At 63.2% G+C, this 15,865-nt stretch carries 16 protein-coding genes; 11 read left to right on the forward strand and 5 right to left on the reverse strand.

Annotation, left to right across the window (positions count from 1 at the left end; all coding sequences use genetic code 11):
- Positions 1–44: 44 nt before the first annotated feature.
- Positions 45–1,613 carry a sigma-70 family RNA polymerase sigma factor gene (locus PJL15_RS02050; protein ID WP_281449544.1) on the reverse strand — a complete coding sequence of 523 codons (1,569 nt, stop codon included), beginning with the start codon at positions 1,611–1,613 and terminating at the stop codon, positions 45–47.
- Positions 1,614–1,819: 206 nt separating this feature from the next.
- On the opposite strand from PJL15_RS02050, the gene PJL15_RS02055 reads away from it, so the two are divergent.
- Both PJL15_RS02055 and PJL15_RS02060 read left to right on the forward strand, forming a co-directional pair.
- A complete protein-coding gene (locus PJL15_RS02055; protein ID WP_281449545.1) occupies positions 1,820–2,536 on the forward strand; it encodes a hypothetical protein in 717 nt (238 codons plus the stop codon).
- 273 nt (positions 2,537–2,809) lie between these two features.
- Entirely contained in the window at positions 2,810–3,634 is an 825-nt protein-coding gene (locus tag PJL15_RS02060; RefSeq protein WP_281449546.1) for a DUF1684 domain-containing protein, read from the forward strand.
- On the opposite strand, the gene PJL15_RS02065 is transcribed toward PJL15_RS02060, so the two are convergent.
- Both PJL15_RS02065 and PJL15_RS02070 read right to left on the reverse strand, forming a co-directional pair.
- Positions 3,631–4,902 carry an acyl-CoA dehydrogenase family protein gene (locus tag PJL15_RS02065; RefSeq protein ID WP_281449632.1) on the reverse strand — a complete coding sequence of 424 codons (1,272 nt, stop codon included), beginning with the start codon at positions 4,900–4,902 and terminating at the stop codon, positions 3,631–3,633. The two genes, PJL15_RS02060 and PJL15_RS02065, sit on opposite strands and share 4 nt — an antisense overlap.
- Positions 4,902–5,693 carry an SDR family NAD(P)-dependent oxidoreductase gene (locus PJL15_RS02070; protein WP_281449547.1) on the reverse strand — a complete coding sequence of 264 codons (792 nt, stop codon included), beginning with the start codon at positions 5,691–5,693 and terminating at the stop codon, positions 4,902–4,904. The genes PJL15_RS02065 and PJL15_RS02070 overlap by 1 nt, the downstream gene beginning before the upstream one ends.
- Positions 5,694–5,785: 92 nt before the next feature.
- On the opposite strand from PJL15_RS02070, the gene PJL15_RS02075 reads away from it, so the two are divergent.
- Complete coding sequence (locus tag PJL15_RS02075) at positions 5,786–6,946, forward strand: glycoside hydrolase family 76 protein (protein ID WP_281449548.1); 1,161 nt, start codon at positions 5,786–5,788, stop codon at positions 6,944–6,946.
- Here the strand turns inward: PJL15_RS02075 and PJL15_RS02080 are convergent.
- Positions 6,943–7,563 (reverse strand): YdeI/OmpD-associated family protein, encoded by a 621-nt coding sequence (locus PJL15_RS02080; RefSeq protein WP_281449549.1) that lies wholly within the window; start codon positions 7,561–7,563, stop codon positions 6,943–6,945. The genes PJL15_RS02075 and PJL15_RS02080 overlap by 4 nt on opposite strands.
- A 116-nt stretch (positions 7,564–7,679) precedes the next feature.
- Here PJL15_RS02080 and PJL15_RS02085 point away from each other — a divergent pair, with 116 nt between their 5' ends.
- The 5 genes from PJL15_RS02085 to tgt all read left to right on the forward strand — a co-directional run bounded on the left by PJL15_RS02085 (position 7,680) and on the right by tgt (position 12,260).
- Positions 7,680–8,402 carry a hypothetical protein gene (locus PJL15_RS02085; protein WP_281449550.1) on the forward strand — a complete coding sequence of 241 codons (723 nt, stop codon included), beginning with the start codon at positions 7,680–7,682 and terminating at the stop codon, positions 8,400–8,402.
- Positions 8,403–8,480: 78 nt separating this feature from the next.
- Positions 8,481–9,020, forward strand: coding sequence for an NUDIX hydrolase family protein (locus PJL15_RS02090; protein ID WP_281449551.1), 540 nt, complete (start codon positions 8,481–8,483; stop codon positions 9,018–9,020).
- A gap of 73 nt (positions 9,021–9,093) precedes the next feature.
- Positions 9,094–10,119, forward strand: coding sequence for a DUF6707 family protein (locus PJL15_RS02095; protein WP_281449552.1), 1,026 nt, complete (start codon positions 9,094–9,096; stop codon positions 10,117–10,119).
- A gap of 72 nt (positions 10,120–10,191) precedes the next feature.
- Positions 10,192–10,902: an SRPBCC family protein gene (locus PJL15_RS02100; RefSeq protein WP_281449553.1), complete on the forward strand. Its 711-nt coding sequence runs from the start codon at positions 10,192–10,194 to the stop codon at positions 10,900–10,902.
- Between the two features lie 47 nt (positions 10,903–10,949).
- Entirely contained in the window at positions 10,950–12,260 is a 1,311-nt protein-coding gene (gene tgt / locus PJL15_RS02105) for a tRNA guanosine(34) transglycosylase Tgt (protein ID WP_281449554.1), read from the forward strand.
- Positions 12,261–12,344: 84 nt separating this feature from the next.
- Here tgt and PJL15_RS02110 read toward each other — a convergent pair whose 3' ends face one another.
- Positions 12,345–13,055, reverse strand: coding sequence for a queuosine precursor transporter (locus PJL15_RS02110; protein ID WP_281449555.1), 711 nt, complete (start codon positions 13,053–13,055; stop codon positions 12,345–12,347).
- 321 nt (positions 13,056–13,376) lie between these two features.
- Here PJL15_RS02110 and PJL15_RS02115 point away from each other — a divergent pair, with 321 nt between their 5' ends.
- The 3 genes from PJL15_RS02115 to PJL15_RS02125 all read left to right on the forward strand — a co-directional run bounded on the left by PJL15_RS02115 (position 13,377) and on the right by PJL15_RS02125 (position 15,497).
- The gene (locus PJL15_RS02115; protein ID WP_281449556.1) at positions 13,377–14,039 is read left to right on the forward strand and encodes a TetR/AcrR family transcriptional regulator; all 663 of its coding nucleotides are present in this window, start codon (positions 13,377–13,379) and stop codon (positions 14,037–14,039) included.
- On the forward strand, positions 14,036–14,956 hold the full coding sequence (locus PJL15_RS02120; protein ID WP_281449557.1) for a TIGR01777 family oxidoreductase: 921 nt from the start codon (positions 14,036–14,038) through the stop codon (positions 14,954–14,956). Before PJL15_RS02115 ends, PJL15_RS02120 begins: the two co-directional genes overlap by 4 nt.
- 73 nt (positions 14,957–15,029) lie before the next feature.
- On the forward strand, positions 15,030–15,497 hold the full coding sequence (locus PJL15_RS02125) for a hypothetical protein (RefSeq protein WP_281449558.1): 468 nt from the start codon (positions 15,030–15,032) through the stop codon (positions 15,495–15,497).
- Positions 15,498–15,865 lie beyond the last annotated feature (368 nt).

The following is a 15,865-nucleotide window of genomic DNA, read 5'->3' on the forward strand; positions in this document are numbered from 1 at the left end:
CTCCCGGCCGTAACGCCCTAAAGGCCTGGTCCAGTGGCCCACGTTTAGTAGTTGCAGGCAAAGTTGGCGGTGGTGAGCCCCGGTCCGCTGAGGGAGTACCTGAGCACTCCGCCGGACTTGGGCACCTTGGGGGCAGATTCCAGGTGGAAGTGGAGGTCGCTCCTCTGGATCGAATTTGTTACGCAGGACAAGGCATTCGAACTTGCCGCGGAACACGACCAGCCAGCAGGCGCCGTAACAGAGCTGGCTTGGATGACGTCATTATCTTCCAGCGCTATGACAACTTTGCCGTTTCCCAATGGTTCGGTTCCTGACGCGGTGAAAGCGATATCCCAGCGAGAAACGCTGGAAGTCTGTGTACCGTTACGGTCCGTCGTAGTGACCCATTTCGCTGAACCGCCGACGGCGGCCAAGACAGTAGCGGGCCTTGGCGCTGGAGCTTGGGGCGGTGGAGCTTTGGACGGTGACGGTGCGGGCGTGGGGACGGTAACGGGCTCAGGCTCCGGAGGAGCTGCGCTCAGTGGCTGTTGTTCCGCGGGAAACGGCACCGCCGGGACAGGCACAGCGGCGGGCTCACTGGTGGGCGGCGGCGCAGGAGGCGTTGGATTGGGCTGCTCATGCACAGCGCCGGTTTCAAGGGCCCTGGGCTCCGAGGAAGAATCGGGGGAAATGAGATCCACGATTCCTAACGCCCCCAATGCCAGCCCAACAGCGGCGGCCATGCTGATGGCCATGACCGCAGGCTTTGCCAGGACGGGTAGGGCAAGGAATCCCTTCACCGGCAGAATGCCGCCCAGTACGCCAAGTCCGGCACTTTTTCCAACCCATACCGCCAGTGGGATACCCGTCACCAAGGGGAGAAGCACGGTCCGCATGGTCCCTTGGACGTCTTTGAGCTCTGCCAACGCCGCCGTGCACTTGGCACAGCCTTCAAGATGCCGACGGACCCGGAGCTCAGCTGCACTGGAGAGCCCGCCCCGGATGAAATAGCCGAGTTTCGAGGCGAACTCCGTGCAGGCGTCAGCCGCGCTTTCGGAAAGGTGGAACTGGAGGTATTGCCTCCTCAATCCCTCCCGGGCGCGGACAGCCAGTGCCGAAACGGCATTGGCGGAGAGGCCCAAGATGGGTGCGACGACCGCCGGTTTCATCCGTTCAACGTCCAGGTACCACAGGACGGCCTGCCACCTTTCCGGCAAGGCCCGGAACGCCTGGGCCACTGTGCTCGACTCGAAAGCACTGACGGCAGCGTCGGGCTCGGCAACCGTTTGGTCCAGTACGGCTTCGTCGCCGCTGGGCAATACTTTGCCGCTCTTTCGATTCTGTTGGTGGGACAACCGGGTCACCGTGGACAACAGATATGCACGGAAGAACATGTCCGGCCCTTTGCCTGCAACCAGGCTCTGCAGTACCGATTGAAAGGCTTCGGCTACTACGTCTTCAGCGTCACTGGGGTTATCTACGTTCCGTCTGGCGACAGTGGAGGCGATGGAAAGGTGGCGCTGGTACAGATGGTCGAACGCGGACATGTCTCCGCTGCGGACCAACGCAATGAGGTGCCCATCATCGTCGACCTTGACGTCGGATTTGTTGCCCGAGCGTGACCGCCGCGCCATCTACGGCGCCCCCAAAACGTACTGAACCCTGCCCATATATATGGAGTGGGGGCAACCGGCCAGTCGTGACGCCACTTTGTACAGAGTCTTTACCAACGTTTGTCAGGGCCGCTTCGTCACGAAACGGCCCTTCCGCGCACTGTTCGGATATGACATCGTTCCGGACAAAATCACTCGCAGAATGCACCTTTTCGCGACATCTTCTGTTGCGTAGATGGCAGACCACCAGCTATCAAGCCGGGTGGCGGTTCCACTCGGATTGGTTCCAACCCGAGGTCCGGACAGTGGTGACATCCCTGGCCAGGAGCGCCGTGGTTCCGGCAATCACCGCCAAATCCCTGGGCGCTGCCCGCGCAAGAAACGGTGTCAGCATCAGCGAGACCATGACGGATTTCCGGGCCCTCTTCATCGCCGCAAAACAATCCCTGGACGTCGACGCCCTTCAATCATTGGCTGAGGGCTGGGCCGAGGTGGCCGAGACCGCCCCGCCGATCTCGTGCACGGATGTTTACACAGGTCTGGCCACCCAAGCTCATTTCCAACGCCGGATCCACGAAGTATCCGGGTTCGCTGCAGGATACCAGGGTGCACATGCGCTGGCGGTCATCTCGGTGCCTGGTCCCCAGGAGAGCCGCAGCCATTGCTGGACGCTGCTCGCCCAGTTGGGTGACGCCGTCAAAGGACAACTGGGCGGAACCGGAGCTACTGCCATGTATCAGGACTCCGCCGTCCACATCCTGTTTCCCATCAGCGAGGGCAACCTGTCCAGGATGGTGCAGTGCAAAGCGGCCATTGAAGCCGTGGGGGACGGCGCCCTCAGGCCGGCCCGCATCAAGTTCTACCCGCTGGCCTCCGCTGCCACGGCCTTATCGGCGGCTACTACGGCCCGAACCAGGCTGGACTCTTCCTGCGATTCGAACTAAAGGGATCCCAGCCCATCCCGTCATATATTGGGACTTTCCGACACTCATTCTCTGATGGATAATCCCGGGGCTCTCCGGGGACGAACCATCACACGCGGCTCGCGCTGGCATGGGTTGGGGGCCAGCGCGAGCCGTCCCACACTGCCCACCGCACGTCGGGCGGCACAGGCGGCGCAGGCAACACAGGCAACACCACGAATTCAGGGAATTCAGCAGCACGGTGCATGGTTGACAGGAGTGCAAACAGCGCGCGACCCTCAGCCAAGGAGACCCATGAGTTCGCCTACCACAGCAACCGACCCCCGGATCGCCCGATGGGAGCGGTTCCGTGAGGGCCGGAATTCAGCGCTCGCCACCGAGCACGGCTGGTTGACGCTGACTTCGTTTCAGTGGCTTGGCCCGGAACCGTCCCACCTTGAGCTGGCACCGGGCCTCTGGTCCACGGACGGGACAACGGCTTTCCTGACGGCCGGCCCCGCAGACGGCATCACTGTGGTGGGCAGCGGAGAGGCCGTGGATGGAACCATCAGCGCGGTTCTGGAGGACGAAGAGTCCCTCATGTGGGTCCAGTACGGCGGTGCGGACGGCAAGCAGGTAGTGGTGGAACTGGCCATGCGTGCCGACAAGTACGCAATCCGCACCCGAGATGACGCATCTCCGGTCCTCACGGAGTTCACGGCAGTGCCGACCTATGACTACAACCCGGATTGGGTGATCAACGGCCTCTTCGAGCCGTACGCCGAACCCCAGGACGTCCCCATCGGCACGGCCAACCCCCTGGTTGACGGGGTTCATCGTTCCGTGGGCGAGGTCGTGTTCCGCGTCCCGGGCATCGGGCACGAGATCCGGCTCCATGCCGAGGCGGAAAAGCTGGGCGCACTCAATGTCACGTTCCACGATGAAACCAATGGCGACACAACGGATGAGTGGCGCAAGGTCTTCATTCCACGGCCCCGGCCCGATGGCTCCGTGGTGATCGATTTCAACCGCGCCATCAACTACCCCAGCGCCTTTACCCCCTATGGCACCTGCCCCATGCCTGTCCGCGGCAATTCGATCGATGTGCGGGTGGAAGCCGGGGAGAAGATCCCCGGCTAGGCGATGGCGGAAACGCCCGTCACTGCCCTGCCGACGATCAGCGAGTTGATCTCATAGGAGCCTTCATAGGTGTAGATGGCTTCGGCATCGGCGAAAATCTTGGCCATCCGGTAATCGGTGACGATCCCGTTCCCGCCAAGGATTGATCGTCCACGGGCCACGGTTTCTCGCATCCTGGCGGTGCAGTAGGCCTTTGCGAGCGCCACCTGGGCCATGTCCGCGCCGCCGTGCCGGACACCTTTGGCGTCGGTAAAGATGTCTTCCTGCAGCTGGGCGATCCGGACCATCATCCCCATGCTGGCCACGGCGTTTCCGAGCATTTCCACCAGGTGCTGCTGGATGAGCTGGAACCTGGCCAGCGGCCTTCCGAACTGCAAGCGTTCGACGGCGTACTGCCGGGCGACGTCGAACGCGGCCAGTTGCTGGCCTACAGCCTGCCAGGCCACCATGATGCGGGATCCGCGCAGTAGATGGTTGGTGTCGGCGAAACTGCTGATGCCTGTGAACCGGTCGGCTTCTGCGACTTCCACGTCCTGGAAGACGATGTCGGCATTCTGCACTGTCCGCAGGGCGATCTTGTTCTCGATCCGGCTCCGGGTGACGCCCGGCAACGAAGCGTCCACGATGAACGCCCGTACGGCCCCGTCGGCTTCGTCCTTGGCCCACACCAGCATGTAATCGCAGAACGTCCCGTTGCCGATCCAGCGTTTGGCACCGTTGATGACCCAGTAGTCGCCGCCGTCGGACGCTGGCCTCTCCACCCTGCGCGCGGTGGTTTCCATCCCGCCTGCGACGTCGGAACCGTGCTCGGGTTCGGTGAGCGCGAAGGCGCCGGTGGTGCGGAGGTTCGAGGCGTCGTCGAGGTAGCGGTCCTGTTGGGAGTCACTGCCAAAGTCGTAGAGTGACTCCACGAAGAGGTCGTGGTGGACCATGAAGAAGGTGGCGATCGAAGTGTCGACGCGCGTCATCTCGGCAATGACCAGTCCGGCGAAAAGATGCGTGTACCCGCGTTGCGCCGGAGCACTGAGCCGGAGTGCGGCGAGTTTGGGCAGGATATGCTCCGGAAATTCGGCCTTCTCCCACCATTGCCCGGCGTAGGGCGCGATCTCGGAGGCGAGAAATGCCCGGAGTTCGTTGAGTTTTCGCTGTTCCTGGACGCTCAGCAGGGATTCGAAGTCGAAGAAATCCGCGCTCGGAAGGTCCGCCACTGAACCCGGGACGGGACCGGACGAGCCCGTCGTTACGGGCGCACCGCTGTAATCGCCCATCATTTGATTCCCATCCGGATGGCGCCATCCAGCCGGATGGTCTCACCGTTCAACATGGCATTTTCCACAATGTGGGCGGCCAGGTTGGCGTATTCCGCGGCCCGGCCCAGGCGCGCCGGGTGCGGGACCTGCTGCCCCAGCGAATCCTGGGCTGCCTGCGGAAGTCCGGCCATCATGGGTGTTTCGAAGATGCCCGGGGCGATGGTGGCCACCCGGATCAGCGACCGCGCGAGCTCGCGCGCCAGCGGAAGCGTCATGGCGGCAACCGCGCCTTTGGACGCGGCGTAGGCGGGCTGGCCGATCTGGCCCTCGAAGGCAGCCACGGAGGCGGTGTTGATGATGACCCCGCGTTCGGGTCCGCCAAGTTCAGTAGTCACTGGTTCGGTTTCCACCATGGCCGCGGCAGCCAGGCGGATCACGTTGAAGGTGCCAATGAGGTTGATCTGGATGACCCTGTTGAAGGTTTCCAGCGGCAGGACGCCGTCACGGCCAAGAACCTTTCCCGGTGTTGCGATACCGGCGCAGTTGACCACGATTCTCAGTGGTCCCAGCGAGGATGCTGTATCCACAGCTGCTTGGATCTGCGCTTCGTTGGTGACATCGGCAGGGGCAAAGACCGCCTTGCTTCCGCTGCTCCCTGCGTTGAGTTCCGCCGCGTAGGCCTCGCCCGCGGACTGTGGCAAGTCGACCAGCACCACCGAGGCCCCGGCGTCGAAAAGTCGCTTGGCCGTGGCGGCCCCCAAACCTGAAGCGCCGCCAGTGACCAGTGCCACCGTGCCGTTGATGTCCATCCATCCTCCTTGATGCAGAACCCAAATCCGTTAATGCATGTTAACTGGAATTGTGAGCCAGCGCACCCCGGCTCCCCCGCTAGGCTGTTCCCATGCCTGTGCACGATGCCCTCCACCATGAATCGTCGCCCACTCCTGATGCCGCCGATTGGGCCGGCCGCGCCAACCAGGCCGCCCGTTCCGTGACCCGCAGCTTCGGCAGGCGTCTGCTGTTCCTTCCAGGCACTCACATCGGTGCCATCAGGATCCCCGGCAACACCGTCCGCAGTCTGGTGGGTCCGTGGCACTACTGGTGGCAGGCTCACTACGTGGACTGCCTGGTGGACGCCGGCCGCCGGGAACTCGCCACCAAAACAAGGTTCGACGGCGACTCCCGCCCGAGCGCGGGAAGGCTCGCTTCCCGGCTGGTCACCACCATCCGGCTCCGGAACCTGCTCCGGTTCGAGAACCACTACTACGACGACATGGCCTGGCTGGCCCTCTCAACCCTCAGGCTCGAAAGGCTTGCGGAAGAAACCAGGAAACCTGGCCGCCGGCGCAACGCGTACATCCGGAAACGGCTAACCCTGCAGTTCGATTCAGCCTCCACTGACGATCTGGGCGGTGGCACGTTCTGGAGCACCAAGAGGGACTTCAAGAACACCCCTGCCACCGCTCCCGTAGCCCTCTATTTCGCGAGGACGGGCCGCCGTGAACGGGCGCAGTCACTGGTGAATTGGCTCAACTCCAGGCTCCTTCACCCCGAACGCGGCGTTTACCAGGACGGGATCCGAATCAGGAACGGCGAACCTGTGCTGGAGGACGCCGTGTACACCTACAACCAGGGACCCGTTCTTGGCGCTTTGCTGGAACTTGGCGGCCAGGAGAACCTGGACCGGGCCGCGCATTTGCTCGAGGCCGTTGCCCGTGAGTTGACGGTTCCCGGCACGCGCGTGATTCGTGGAGATGGAACCGGCGACGGCGGCCTCTTCACCGGCATCCTGGTCCGTTACCTCGCGTTGGCCGGACGGGACCACCGGCTTCCGCTGGACGCGCGCAACACGGCCAGGAAGATGGTCTTCTCAACGGCCGAGGCCTTTTGGGCGAGCCGCCGTGAAGCACCGGATCTGGCTCGCGGCACGGGAACCCCTCCGCTCATCTTCTCCCCCAGCCCCCTGCGGCCGGCGGGCGAAACGTATCCGGCGGGTGCCGGCGTCGAACTTTCCACCCAGCTGCAGGCGTGGATGACCCTCGAGGCCGCTGCAACGCTCTAGCTGGAGCCTGCTGGTTTCGGAGCCGTGGCCGGCTGTTTCTTTTGCGGATAAGGGGTCTCGTGGCGGGCCAGCATCTCCACGAAGCCGGCGATTTTGCGGGCGCGGGTGTCCGCGCGCTTGACCAGATTGGTCCGGTGGATCAAGGCGAAGCGGTTCTGGGACGTGAGGACATCGAACATGGCCTGCGCTTCGGGAACTTCAGCGATGGCAGCGGCGAGGTCGTCCGGAACAACGGAGTCAGCGGGGCCGGCGTAGGCCGCTTCCCAACGGCCGTCGGCTTTGGCGGCCTCGACGGCGGCATGACCGGCGTCGGTCATCTTGCCTTCGGCTTCAAGCCGGGCAATATGCCCTACGTTTCGCGCGGACCAGATGCTGCGGCGGCCGCGCGGGGTCATGCGCTGGAAGTAGCTTTCGGCGTCGCGGCTCCTGGACTGGCCGTCGATCCAGCCAAAGCAGAGTGCCTCGTCCAGTGCGGCGTCGTAGTCCAGCTCGGTCACGTTTCCGCCCTTTTTGTGCAGGACGAGCCACACGCCCGGGCTGTCCGCAGCATGATCGGCCAGCCACGCGCGCCAAGCGGATCCGTCTGTGACGATCAATTCCTCGAGCTCCAGGGGCATGGTCCCATTCTGCTGTGGAAGCGGACGGCATGGAAGCGGACGGCATGGAAGCGGACGGGTCCGGACACGGCCACGCGGAATAGGCTGTGAAGTGAAGCCCAGAACCTGGAGGACCAATGTTGCGAGCCCGCCCCATCCACTACACCTCCCGACCGGAACAGTGGTCCGCCCTGCTGCAGGCGCTGGGTTTGGTGGTGACCGTTGAGGACCGTGACTGGCAGGAGTTCGACGCCGGTTCGGGTCGCCTCGCGGTGGGCCGCGTGGATCACGGACATCCCTTGGACGGCTCCACCATCTTCAGCGTCGAAGTGGGGAACCTGGAGGAGTTCGCCAGGCGTACCGAGGATGACGGCACCCAGGCGGAAGTCCACCAGACACCGGACGGGAACACGGTGCGGATTTCGGCCGATGACGGTTTCGAGTTCTTCGCCTTCCCCGCGCAGCGCGCAGCCGACGGCACCTGGGCCACGTCGACCGACGCCGATCCTGCCCTCACAGTCGTGGCAACCTGGATCAGTCCATTGGTGGGCATCGCGGCAAATGATCTCCGGAACATCGGCGCGCGACCCCGCACGGGGGACGACGAATCGACCACGTTCACCACTAAGAACGGCGGAATCCTGCGGGTTGTCCACGGTGCGGACAGCACCAACGGCGACCTCGCGTTCGAGTACGACGGCGGCCTGGAGCCTCTGCTGGGAAGGCTGAAGGCGGCGGACATCGAGGCGCGGATCAGCGAAGACGTCCTCTACGTAGCCAACCCCGATGCCGTGGGCGGTTCGACGTCGGCATCGATCGTAGTGGAGACACCGCGCCCTGTAACCACCCCTGCGCCCTAATGCCGCCGAGAGCGTAACGGCCGTGGCATGCGGGACGCCTCCACGGAACTTCGGCCGGGGATGCGGTAGAACTTAACCATGAGCGTACGTACACCCGACCCGTTTCCAGGCTGGCTTTCCGATGAAGACCTCTTCGAAGCCCGCGGCCGTCTCCCCATGGTCTACGTGGAGGCTGTTCCGGTCAGGTTGGATCCGCTCGGGTATGTCAACGAGGTCGGTACCCTGCTGCAGGGCGACGCCGACGGCAACATGGTGCGCTACCTCGTCTCCGGCCGCGTCCTGTACCGCGAGACCATCCGCGCGGCGCTCCTGCGGCACATGGAAAAGGACCTCGGCCCCCTGGCTTTCCCGCAGCTGCCCATCAGCCCTGTCCCCTTCACGGTGGCCGAATATTTCCCGGCGCCCTCGCAGACGGGCTTCACGGACGACCGCCAACACGCCGTGTCACTGGCCTACGTCATCCCGGTCACCGGTGAATGCGAACCCCGCCAGGACGCCCTTGAACTGACGTGGATGACGCCGCAGGAGGTGCTCAGCGAGAACGTCCAGCAGGAATTCGACGGCGGACGCGGAAATCTCGTGCGGCAGGCGCTGGCTTTCTCGGGCATCGTTCTCTAGCGGGTCCCGGCCCCTCTATCAGCTGGTCTTTGTAGACTGGACGGCGGACCCCAAGAGAACCAAAGGACTTCCGATGACTCACAGCCCAGCCACACAGCAGTACAGGGAAAAGCAGGCTGGGGACCTGCGGCCCGGGGATTTTGTGTTCCCACCCGGCGACGGGCCCGCCCGGGAAATCGTCAGCATTGACGCAGAAAACGATGACTACGGCGTCGCCGCTTTGCTGCGCGTAACCATGGACGACGGCGGTACGGTGCGGATCGCGGTTGGGTCCAGCGTTCCCGTGGGCGACGGGGTTCCGGATCAGGTTTCCGACCATGTTGCCGATGACGCGCCGGCAACCAGTGAGCCTGCTCCCGCCGGCTCCAGCAACCCCGACTCCAGCAGCCCGGCGGAAGGCGACATCGACGCTCCGGCCGCACCCGCCGTCGTCGTGCCTCCACGCCCCGACACGCCGCCCACCTACACGGGCCCCAGCGCGGAGGAACTCGCGCTGATCCCGGAGCCCGACGGAACGCCGGAAGCCGTGGTTCGTGCCGCGGTGGCCAACCACAAGGGCAAAAACGGTGTCCAGGTGCTTGCGGACCGGCTGGCGAAAGGCATCAACACCAAGTCCGGAAGCTGCCTCCGGGACCTCAGCAACCTGGCGTTCGATCTTTGCATCGTGCTGCGCGATCCTGACAATGCCCTGGCCGTGGCGGACCTGCTGAACGTGCTGCCGTTCGACGGAAACCTGGACCGGTGGGCATCGATCGAACGGGCCCTGGCACTGTCCAGTTTCATCTGCCGCGAAGCGGGGCAGTCCGAACGTGCCGCGGTGTACGAGAAACTGCTGCGCGCCCCCGAATCCCAGGAAGAGGACCCGTTCAAGGCCCGGATCAACGCCCGGGTGCGGCAGCGCTCGCTGAACGAACCCAATCTGTACGACAAGGAAATCTTCCGCGCCATCGACAACGGCAACCACGAGGCCGAGCGCGAATGGCGGTTCCTGCGCCTTGAAGCGCTGATGTTCCTCCGCGCCCACGGCGGCTCGAAAACCATCAACGAGGAAGAGTTGGCCAGGCGGATCGGCAACGAACTGGAATCCGTGCGCGCCTAGCTTTTCCGGCTCCCTGAAACGGGGAATTTCAAGCCCTGTTATGTGGACGCGAACGGCGGTAGATTCGGGGCCATGACGAACAATCTGAGCGTTGTTATTAATGCCGACGCGCAGCAGGTTTGGACAATGCTGCGCGAACCGTCGCTGGTTGCTCAATGGCATGGCTGGGAAGCCGACGATCTCACCGACGAAATCAAACAGATCTACTTCAACACGGACGTCGTGGAAGGACCCGAGCATACGAGCCTGACCGTCAACGGCGGGGATGTGTTCGAGCTCCACCCTGTCTCCGGTGGCACTGAAGTGAGGATCACCAGGGTTGCCCTGGACCACGATTCCGAGTGGGCGGACTGGGACGAGGACATCACCCAGGGCTGGCTCACGTTCCTGCACCAGCTGCGTTTCGCGTTGGAACGGCACCCGCACGGGCATCGACGGACCCATTTCGTCTCCCTCCCGGGCAAGGGCGGTCCCGCGATTGAAAAGCTCGGGCTCGGGGATCTGCCTCCCGTTGGGGAGGAATACTCGCTCACGCTCGCTACGGGTGAGAAGATCTCCGGCAAGGTCTGGTTCAAGAGCAGGCATCAGGTGGGCCTCACGGTCCACAGCTACGCCGAGCACGGGGACGGCCTGCTGATCGTCGCCGAACAGTTGCCGATTCCGGAGAAAAGGCCCGACGGCGGGTCCATGGTAATTGCCTCCACTTACGATCTGGGCGCCCACACCTTGGCGGACATCCGGTCCTCGTGGGACAACTGGAAAGCTGAAAACTACGGGTCGTAGGGCTCCCTCCGCAGGTTACCCACGGTAAAGCTGGCACACTTGATAGCGTGCCAGCTTCCTCTTCCGTTCCTGCATCCTCCCCTGCCCTGCCCGGTTTGTCTGATCGGCAATCCGAGTTCTCGTTCTCGGTGGGCAAGCGCCTGACTGAAACGTGCCCGCCGTCGGACGCTTTGGTGGAGGCCAACGGCGGGGAGTTCCTGGGCCGCACCGGAACCATCACCACCCCGCACGGAACCATCCAGACGCCCGCGTTCATCGCCGTCGGAACCAAAGCCACAGTCAAGGCCGTGCTGCCCGAGTCCATTGCGGACCTCGGCGCGCAGGCCGTCCTGGCCAATGCCTACCACCTCTACCTTCAGCCGGGGCCGGAGATCCTCGACGCCGCAGGTGGGCTGGGTGCGTTCATGAACTGGTCCGGACCCACTTTCACGGACTCCGGCGGATTCCAGGTGATGAGCCTGGGCTCCGGGTTCAAGAAGGTCATCGACATGAAGAACGTGGATTCGTCCGGACCCGATGATGCCGTCGCACCCGGCAAGGAACGGCTGGCGCACATTGACGATGACGGTGTTTGGTTCAAGTCGCACCTGAACGGTGACCGGCACCGCTTCTCCCCCGAAATCTCCATGCAGGTCCAGCACCAGATCGGCGCGGACATCATGTTCGCCTTCGATGAGCTCACCACGCTGCAGAACTCCCGGGCCTACCAGGAAGAGTCGCTGGAGCGGACACGGTTGTGGGCGTTGCGGTGCCTGGAGGAGCATGCTGCGTTGACTTCCTCGCGCGTAGACAAGCCGTACCAGGCCTTGTTCGGAGTCATCCAAGGCGCCCAGTACGAGGACCTTCGCCGCAAGGCCTGCCGCGACCTTGGGGCCATGCCCTTTGACGGGTACGGGATCGGCGGAGCCTTGGAGAAGGAAAACCTGGGCACGATTGTGCGCTGGTGCAACGAAGAACTGCCCGAGGACAAGCCCCGGCACCTGCTGGGCATCTCCGAGCCGGATGACATCTTCACCGCGATCGAAAACGGTGCCGACACGTTCGACTGCGTCTCCCCCACGCGGGTTGCCAGGAACTCAGCGTTCTACACACCGTTCGGACGCTTCAACTTGTCCGGGGCGAAGTACAAGACCGACTTTGGGCCCCTGCAGGAGGGCTGCGACTGCTACACGTGCGTGAATTACTCGCGTGCCTACATCCACCACCTGTTCAAGGCCAAGGAAATGGTCTCGGCCACGCTTATCTCCATCCACAACGAGCGCTTCGTGGTGAAAATGGTGGACGACGCCCGGCTGGCCATCGAATCCGGGGACTTTTTCGAGTTCAAGGCGGAGACGCTGGGGCGGTACTACTCGTAGGGATCGCCGAGTTCGCGGGAAACGTTCGACGGCGTCCGGAACCTTGGGGCGGTCCGGCACCGTTCCAGCGACCTCGGCGAGAGGCTAGGCTGCGACTACTCCATAGCTTGGCTCGCGCTTCTTGATCCAGCCGACAACCAGCACGGTGATCGGGACAAAGATGAACTCGACCCCGGTCTTGTACACGAAGCCCACCAAGACGTAGTTCGCGAACATACCGAAGTCCGTGATGCCGATGACCGACGCCGCGATGCTGCAGAAGATCAGTGTGTCCACGAATTCGCCCACCACTGAGGAGCCCATGAGGCGCGCCCACAGGCTCTTTTCGCCCGTTCGCGCCTTCATCTTCACCAGGATCCAGGAGTTGATGGTCTGGCCTGCCAGGAAGGCGAGGAGCGATGCCAGGACGATCTGCGGTACGGGTCCGAGTGCGCCCTCGATGGCTGCTTGTTTGGCAGTCCCGTAGTCGTCGTTGAAACCGGGAAGGATGATGATCACCCAGTAGCACAGCGATGCGAACACCGAGAGCGCGAAGGAGGTGATGATGGCCTTGCGCGCCACCTTGAAGCCGTACACCTCACTCATGACGTCGCCCAGGATGTAGGCCAGCGGGAAGAGGAAGAATCCGCCGTCAGTGATGATGGGGCCCAGCACCACGCCCTTTGAGGCGCCAATGTTGGACAGGATCAGCACCACGGCCATCACGGCCAACATGATGCCGAAATACGGGGATCCGATCGAGGCGAAGCGGGGTGCAGGCTTGCTGAGCGTGCTGGAGCCGGAGGGCGAGGGCATGGGTCATCCATTTCGTAGTGGTTCGCGCAGGCACCCGGTTCCGAGGGGAGCCCCGCTGTATTAGCACTGTGGGTGGTGGGGCGTTCGCCCGGCACCGGTTCCATTCTCCCACCCCTTCCCACCCATCGCTCACTCACATCCCACCCCCTTCCCACCAACCCTCACTCACCTCCCACCCCCTTCCCACCAACCCTCACTCACATCCCCCCTTCCGGCCAACCCTCACTCACATCCCACCCCTCAAGCCGCTTTTGAACGCGTTCAAACTTGTGGCATACTCATTCTTGAACACGTTCAAAAGTGCAACGCGAGGAGCACCGCATGGCCGCGAAAAGTGAACAGACCAGACAATTGGTGGCCGACGTTGCCCTCAAGATGTTCCGCGAGATCGGCTTCGAGAAGACCACCATGCGCGCCATTGCCCAAGAGGCCGGCGTCTCCGTTGGCAACGCCTACTACTACTTCGCATCCAAGGATGAGCTGGTCCAGGAGCTCTACATCCAGGTGCAGGACGAGCACGCGGTGGCAGCGACGAAGGCCCTCGAAGGTGTCCAGGATCTTGCCGGCCGACTCAAAACTGTCCTCCACACGGGCATAGACGTTATGACCCCGTACCATCAGTTCGGTTCCGACTTCATCTCAACGGCGATCCGGCCGACGTCGCCCGTCAATCCGTTCGGCGAGGCGTCCACCGCCGCCAGGGACGCTTCGCTCGCAATCTTTCGATCCGCCGTCGACGGCGCCTCTCCCGCCGTCGCGAAGAAACTGCGTGCCGATCTGCCGGAGCTGCTTTGGCTTGCGTATATGGGCGTGGCGCTGTTCTGGGTTTATGACAAGTCCGAGGGCCAGCGCCGCACACGCAAGCTGATCGACGGCGCTGCTCCGCTGGTAGCGCGCGGTCTGTCGCTGGCCAAAATTCCGGGCGTGAGCAAGGTGTTCGACGACGTCCTGGGACTCGTCCGCACGGTCAAGGAGGACGCATGAGCCGGCGGGTGGTGGTTATCGCTGGGGCTACCGGCTTCATCGGCAGCTACTTCCAGCGGCGGTTTCTTGAAGAGGGCTGGCAGGTGCGGACGATTGGGCGGGCCGCTCCGGCAGACGCGCAATGGAACGACGACGGCGGCATCACCAAAGTGCTGAACGGCGCCGAACTCCTGGTGAACCTCGCCGGACGTTCCGTGAATTGCCGGTATAACGAAAAGCACCGACGGGAAATTCTGGACTCCCGGGTTCTCACGACCCGTGCCTTGGGTCGGGCCGTGGCGGCGTGCGCTGAACCACCCCGCACATGGATCAACGCGAGCACCGGCACCATCTACCGACACGCGGAAGACGGTCCGCAGTCCGAGATTTCCGGCGAATTGGGCAGCGGTTTCTCCGTGGACGTTGCCCGCGCGTGGGAGGACGAGTTGGCGGCGGCCGTGGCTCCAAATACGCGGAAAGTTCCTCTTCGTATTGCGATAGTGCTGGGGCAGGACGGCGGCGTCATGAATCCCTTCCGGAACCTTGCCCGCCTGGGACTGGGTGGCCATATGGGTCCCGGGACGCAAAAGTTCAGCTGGATCCACGTGGAGGACTTGTTCCGTTCGGTGGTGTTTATCAGCGCGCAGCAGTCACTGACAGGTCCGGTAAACGCGGCCTCTCCCTACGCCGTGGACAATCGCGAACTGATGTCACTGGTCCGCCAAAGCATGGGTGTCCCCTTCGGCATCCCGACGCCGGCGTGGCTTCTCGAGGCGGGAGCTGTTCTGATTCGAACCCAGACGGAGCTGGTGTTGAAGAGCCGTTGGGTTGAACCACGGAAGTTGATCGATGCGGGATTTACGTTTGAATACCCCTCACTCGCCGGCGCGCTCAACGGGCTCGCCAAGGGAAAGCCCACCCATCCCTCACTCACGTAACCGCCCCTTCCCACCCATCCCTCACTCACGTAACCACCCCTTCCCACCCATCCCTCACTAGCCCAAGGTGACCATGAACGATGACAGCTGGATAGACGAGTCGGAGTACGGGCTGATGACCCCGGAGACGCGCAACTCGTGGCGATATGGGTCGAAAGACCGCGTGGTGATTGGTGGAAAGGGACTTGCGGTTGGCATAACGGTTGCCCACCTGGCCTTTTGCCTTTTGCTGACTGTGCAATCACACGGTGCTGGGACAATCGTCTTCTTTATTTACAGCTTTCTACCCGTCTGGGCCGTCGGTGCTGCCGTGGGATCTCTTCTGGGCCTGGCGCTGCGGCGTATCCCCAACCAGTGGATTCATGTTGCCGCTTTTTTCGCGGGGCCGGTGCTTATATGTGCACCATTTGGCGGGTTATCCGGAAATGGTCCGATTCTGTTCTCGCTGTCTATCGCATTTGCGGCAGGTGTCGGCCGGCTCTCGATCTGGAAGATCGTTCGCATTTACGGCCCAGCCGGACCCAGCAGGGATGGCAAGTGAGAGAGCGACGGCGGGAAGCCGTCGGGATGTGAGAGAGGATCCGCGCGAAAGGGGGATTTCGTGAGAGAGCTTGAGGGGGTGGGGCCGGCGGAAGGTGCCGCCCGAGGCCTAAGGCAAGGCGCCGCCGTCGAGTATTCGACCGGGCCGCTGTCGGACAGTTACCGGACGCCACCCGAAACCTAAGGAAGTGTTAGGAAATCCGCTCCAACGTTGGTTGTGCCGTGCATCACCCATAGTTTGGAACATGTCCTCTTCACCCCAAGAGGGCCTTTCTTAGTCAACGAAGAGCCATGCGCAAGGACGCCATGAGCACGAGCTTCATGGACAGAACGAACTCATGCAAGACACGGCCGCCGCAAAACGCTGCC

The organism is Paenarthrobacter nitroguajacolicus, assembly GCF_029952445.1.
GTDB classification, from domain to species: Bacteria; Actinomycetota; Actinomycetes; order Actinomycetales; family Micrococcaceae; genus Arthrobacter; species Arthrobacter nitroguajacolicus_B.

Coding starts and splice junctions, on each gene's coding strand:
- PJL15_RS02050 (WP_281449544.1), bottom strand. CDS start 1,613: ATGGCGCGGCGGTCACGCTCGGGCAACAAATCCGACGTCAAGGTCGAC.
- PJL15_RS02060 (WP_281449546.1), top strand. CDS start 2,810: ATGAGTTCGCCTACCACAGCAACCGACCCCCGGATCGCCCGATGGGAG.
- PJL15_RS02065 (WP_281449632.1), bottom strand. CDS start 4,902: ATGGGCGATTACAGCGGTGCGCCCGTAACGACGGGCTCGTCCGGTCCC.
- PJL15_RS02070 (WP_281449547.1), bottom strand. CDS start 5,693: ATGGACATCAACGGCACGGTGGCACTGGTCACTGGCGGCGCTTCAGGT.
- PJL15_RS02075 (WP_281449548.1), top strand. CDS start 5,786: ATGCCTGTGCACGATGCCCTCCACCATGAATCGTCGCCCACTCCTGAT.
- PJL15_RS02080 (WP_281449549.1), bottom strand. CDS start 7,563: ATGCCCCTGGAGCTCGAGGAATTGATCGTCACAGACGGATCCGCTTGG.
- PJL15_RS02085 (WP_281449550.1), top strand. CDS start 7,680: ATGTTGCGAGCCCGCCCCATCCACTACACCTCCCGACCGGAACAGTGG.
- PJL15_RS02090 (WP_281449551.1), top strand. CDS start 8,481: ATGAGCGTACGTACACCCGACCCGTTTCCAGGCTGGCTTTCCGATGAA.
- PJL15_RS02095 (WP_281449552.1), top strand. CDS start 9,094: ATGACTCACAGCCCAGCCACACAGCAGTACAGGGAAAAGCAGGCTGGG.
- PJL15_RS02100 (WP_281449553.1), top strand. CDS start 10,192: ATGACGAACAATCTGAGCGTTGTTATTAATGCCGACGCGCAGCAGGTT.
- PJL15_RS02110 (WP_281449555.1), bottom strand. CDS start 13,055: ATGCCCTCGCCCTCCGGCTCCAGCACGCTCAGCAAGCCTGCACCCCGC.
- PJL15_RS02115 (WP_281449556.1), top strand. CDS start 13,377: ATGGCCGCGAAAAGTGAACAGACCAGACAATTGGTGGCCGACGTTGCC.
- PJL15_RS02120 (WP_281449557.1), top strand. CDS start 14,036: ATGAGCCGGCGGGTGGTGGTTATCGCTGGGGCTACCGGCTTCATCGGC.
- PJL15_RS02125 (WP_281449558.1), top strand. CDS start 15,030: ATGAACGATGACAGCTGGATAGACGAGTCGGAGTACGGGCTGATGACC.